The sequence below is a fragment of the Rummeliibacillus sp. BSL5 genome, assembly GCF_052928305.1.
On the sequence record NZ_JAVGCV010000014.1, the window covers coordinates 1 to 4,058 of the forward strand.

The 4,058-nt window shown below is 36.5% G+C and carries 3 protein-coding genes and 3 rRNA genes; 1 reads left to right on the forward strand and 5 read right to left on the reverse strand.

All coding sequences use genetic code 11. The features are described 5' to 3' along the window. Window positions 1-82: ribosomal RNA gene (locus RCJ93_RS16445) — 16S ribosomal RNA — on the reverse strand; the annotation flags it as partial. 895 nt (window positions 83-977) lie between these two features. On the opposite strand from RCJ93_RS16445, the gene RCJ93_RS16450 reads away from it, so the two are divergent. Continuing rightward, complete coding sequence (locus tag RCJ93_RS16450) at window positions 978-1,145, forward strand: hypothetical protein (RefSeq protein ID WP_158512602.1); 168 nt, start codon at window positions 978-980, stop codon at window positions 1,143-1,145. 80 nt (window positions 1,146-1,225) lie between these two features. On the opposite strand, the gene pabB is transcribed toward RCJ93_RS16450, so the two are convergent. From pabB to RCJ93_RS16470, 4 genes are all read right to left on the reverse strand, one after another. Next, entirely contained in the window at window positions 1,226-2,977 is a 1,752-nt protein-coding gene (pabB, locus tag RCJ93_RS16455) for an aminodeoxychorismate synthase component I (protein WP_446739599.1), read from the reverse strand. Further along, the gene (locus RCJ93_RS16460) at window positions 2,965-3,558 is read right to left on the reverse strand and encodes an anthranilate synthase component II (RefSeq protein WP_446739600.1); all 594 of its coding nucleotides are present in this window, start codon (window positions 3,556-3,558) and stop codon (window positions 2,965-2,967) included. Before RCJ93_RS16460 ends, pabB begins: the two co-directional genes overlap by 13 nt. 213 nt (window positions 3,559-3,771) lie before the next feature. Continuing rightward, window positions 3,772-3,887, reverse strand: a 5S ribosomal RNA gene (gene rrf, locus RCJ93_RS16465). A gap of 63 nt (window positions 3,888-3,950) precedes the next feature. Next, window positions 3,951-4,058 (reverse strand): 23S ribosomal RNA (locus RCJ93_RS16470); the annotation flags it as partial.

The following is a 4,058-nucleotide window of genomic DNA, read 5'->3' on the forward strand; positions in this document are numbered from 1 at the left end:
AGCTCCTCGTCATTCGCTCGACTTGCATGTATTAGGCACGCCGCCAGCGTTCGTCCTGAGCCAGGATCAAACTCTCCATAAAAGTGTTTGATTGCTCAAAATTTCACTAGCGCATCATCTTTACGATAATGACTTTAAAACTAACAATTGTTAGTAAGTTTAAATGATTAACATCTTGCTTGTTCAGTTTTCAAGGTTCATATTTAAGTTCTTTAGCGAACTTTTATATCTTATCATATCTTCAATGTCTTTGTCAACAACTTTTTTATTTCAATATATTGTTTTAACAGCGACTCAATAATATTACCAGAACTACACTAGTAAGTCAACGTTTTTATTCAAATAAATTATTAACTATTAGATTGATAATGATTCGTCGTTTATTGCGACTTAAATATAATATTATATTTTTAAATATAAGTCAATAACTAATTCACTTATTTTTTTACCTCTACTGTCCTACAAACATCTATCATCCCTTTACGCTAAAAACAGAAGCTTATCATCTCTTTAAACCTATCAGCTAGCGTATTTTCATCATAGGTATAACCTCTTTTTCAACTTTCATAAAGATAGTACAATTCAATTTCAGGTCCTAACTCTCATTCACTAAAAACACATTCAAAAAACTTCTAAATAATAAATTCTAGTTTTTTTATGTTTAACTTCTCACCAAACAGGCTAAATTAACTTCACTAGTTAAATTCATCCTATATTTGGTAACTTATATGCTCCAAATTACTCTTTGATTTATCTACCAATGACATCTGCTGTACTTTTACAGACGGAAAGTTAAAACAACATATAGTTTTTCACCATATAATCACACTAAAAAAACGAATAACCCACTCTTCTTTTTCATAAGCTAGAGTCGGTATCATCAGCTAGATTACTTACTTGTCGTATAAATGCATCTTAGATGAATATTGGCCAGGATTAATATTTCATTGGAATGTACAATCGAAAGGAGTTTTCTTATGCTAATCCAATCCTCTGAATGGCTTCGTCTCCCAAAAGAAGAACGGTTATTATGCATTCGGTTAACTGTCTCAGAAAACCTCGAACGTCAGCGTAAGCGTGCCTATGCTAAAGCAATGGCTAAGCGCGTGACTAACACTACTCATCTATATTCATCCATTTCATAAAATCACCAAGGGTGATGTACCTAAAAAAGCACAACTAAGAACTAGTTGTGCTTTTATTTTTATTTACTAAGTGTTGAATTTCATATTAACGTGATAGGTACCCATTTCCTTACGCTATTGATGAACCAGATATTCTGACACTTTTCTAGATCCTCAACTGTCAACGTTTTTTCTAACACTCTCCCCTCTAATATCAAAGATTTGCGGAACGTGCCAGCAAGTAAGCCACTGCTTACAGGAGGTGTATAGTACGCATCATCCATTTCAACAACTAGATTACCATTCGTAAATTCAGTTAGCTCCCCCTCTTTGTTCCATAGCAAAACATCAAATGAATCAGGATACTTTCTTTGAAACTCCGCATATACTTCACGATTTGTCGTTTTATGATATAAAAAAGGATTGTTCTGATCTATAGGTTGATCTGCTAATCTGCATTTAAGATCAGGAGACTGTTTGGCTATTGGTTCCACTTCGATTACTGGTTCCCCAGTGTGATTGACCAATAATCGAACTTTATAATCTCCATTAGAAAAGGATTCTGCATGTCTTAACAAATCACTACGAATACTTTCTAAAGTTACTTCATAGTTGAAGTACTTTGCAGAAGCTTGAAGTCTCTCCAAATGCTCATCTAGCAAAAGGTATTCACCATCTGACAGTAAAAGACTCTCCAGCAATGAAAAAAGAGGGCGCTCTTCTTCAAGTAAAAGAGCTTTTGCTACTACTTCATGATATTCATCTTCAGCAGTCGAATCCCATGTAATGCCTCCCCCTACTCCATAAGTGGCTTTACCTGTTTCGTTCTTAATCATTACTGTTCGAATCGGCACATTAAATATGGCTTCCTTTGCTGGGGTGATATAACCGATTGTCCCACAGTAAACCTCACGAGGAGAACCTTCTAGTTCCTCTATAATTTCCATTGTTCTAATTTTGGGTGCACCCGTGATAGAACCACAAGGAAACAGTGCTTTAAAGATATCTGTAAGAGCTATATCTTCTTTGATTTCTGCTGTAATGGTAGATGTCATTTGATGGACTGTTGGGTATCGTTCTATCTCAAACAATTTTTCTACTTTCACAGTTCCCGTTTTTGCGACAACACTAAGATCATTTCGCAGTAAATCGACAATCATCACATTTTCTGCTCTGTTTTTGTCTGAATGATACAGCTCATCCGCCATTGCTTCATCTTCATCTGAAGTTTTTCCTCTTTTGATGGTTCCTTTCATCGGACGGGTTGTCAGCTTGTTTCCTTTAAGATGGAAGAATAGTTCAGGCGACGCGGACAATATACTATAATCACCCGTCTGTAGATAGGCAGAGTAATTAGATGATTGTGCTCTTCTTAATTTGTCGAAAAATGCAATCTCGTCTCCCTTAAACAAAGAATTCAAGCGTATTGTATAATTCGTTTGATATGTATCACCATTTTCAATGGATTCCTTAATCGATTTAATAGCTGAATGATATTCATCGACCGAAACAGATGGGACCCATTCACTTATTGTATAACGGCCGTTGCTTCCTACTGTTTCTTGAAGAGGCTCAGCATATATACCGAACCACAGTAATGGCATTTCACTTTTATTGTTTACTTTCATAGCTTCATCAAATGCCTGGGCAGCTTCATATGATAAATAGCCCGCTGCATAGAAGCCCTGGTCTACAGCTTTTTCCACTTCCATTAGACAAGCCATTACCTCCTCTACTGTAGTGGCACTTATTATTTTCATCGGATTTCGAAAAGTCAGCGGCTGTATCTTCCCATCACTGCCTGCAAATTCGAAGGATAAAAGAGGCTCTCTTTGTTCTTTTAATGTGTGCATAGTCTATTCCCTTTGATTTTATTTTTGAAAAAGTTACCTATCATTTGCTGGCCATGCTCAGTTAAGATTGCTTCAGGATGGAATTGTACCCCTTCCACAGGATATTGTTTATGACGAAGAGCCATAATTTCTCCATCTTCACTTGTAGCACTTATTTGCAAACAGTCGGGAAGTGTTATTTCATCCACAATCAATGAATGATATCTTGCCACTTTAAGTGGCGAAGGCAAATCACTGAAAATCTCCTGAGCATCATGTTGAATGGCTGATACTTTACCATGCATAGGTTTTGCAGCTTTTTTTATAATTCCTCCGAATGCTTGAGCAATTGTTTGATGGCCTAGACAAACACCTAAAATCGGGATGGTTTGATAAAATTCCTTTACCACTTCCAGACAAATTCCTGCCGTTGATGGATTCCCAGGTCCAGGTGAAATTAAAATGGCATCAGGTTTGATGGATGTTATTTCCTCAATTGTTACTTGGTCATTACGTAAAACCATTACTTCCTCACCAATATTACGAATATATTGTACGAGATTAAATGTAAACGAATCATAATTATCTATAATAAGAATCAATAGATTGTTCACCCCTTCATAGTTACATTAATTCTATTCTAAAGTGAAAGTGCACAGGATGAAAGAGGGAGGATTCAGAATGGTGAATGATCATTGCTAAATTAAATAGTTTTCTTTAACAATCAAAAATATAATTTATGCTTTTACAAAAGGGATAGTAGGAAAAAATTTTTCTACATAAAAAAGCACCGTACGATTGTACGGTGCTTGATTGCGAAGCGACGTCCTACTCTCACAGGGGGAAGCCCCCAACTACCATCGGCGCTAAAGAGCTTAACTTCCGTGTTCGGCATGGGAACGGGTGTGACCTCTTTGCCATCATCACTCCACTTGTATGTAGAGATTTTGTTCTCTCAAAACTGGATAAACGTATATTGAAGGTTCTTAAGAATTTGGTTAAGTCCTCGATCGATTAGTATTCGTCAGCTCCATGTGTCGCCACACTTCCACCTCGAACCTATCTACCTCATCGTCTTTGAGGGATCTTACTTACTTGCGTA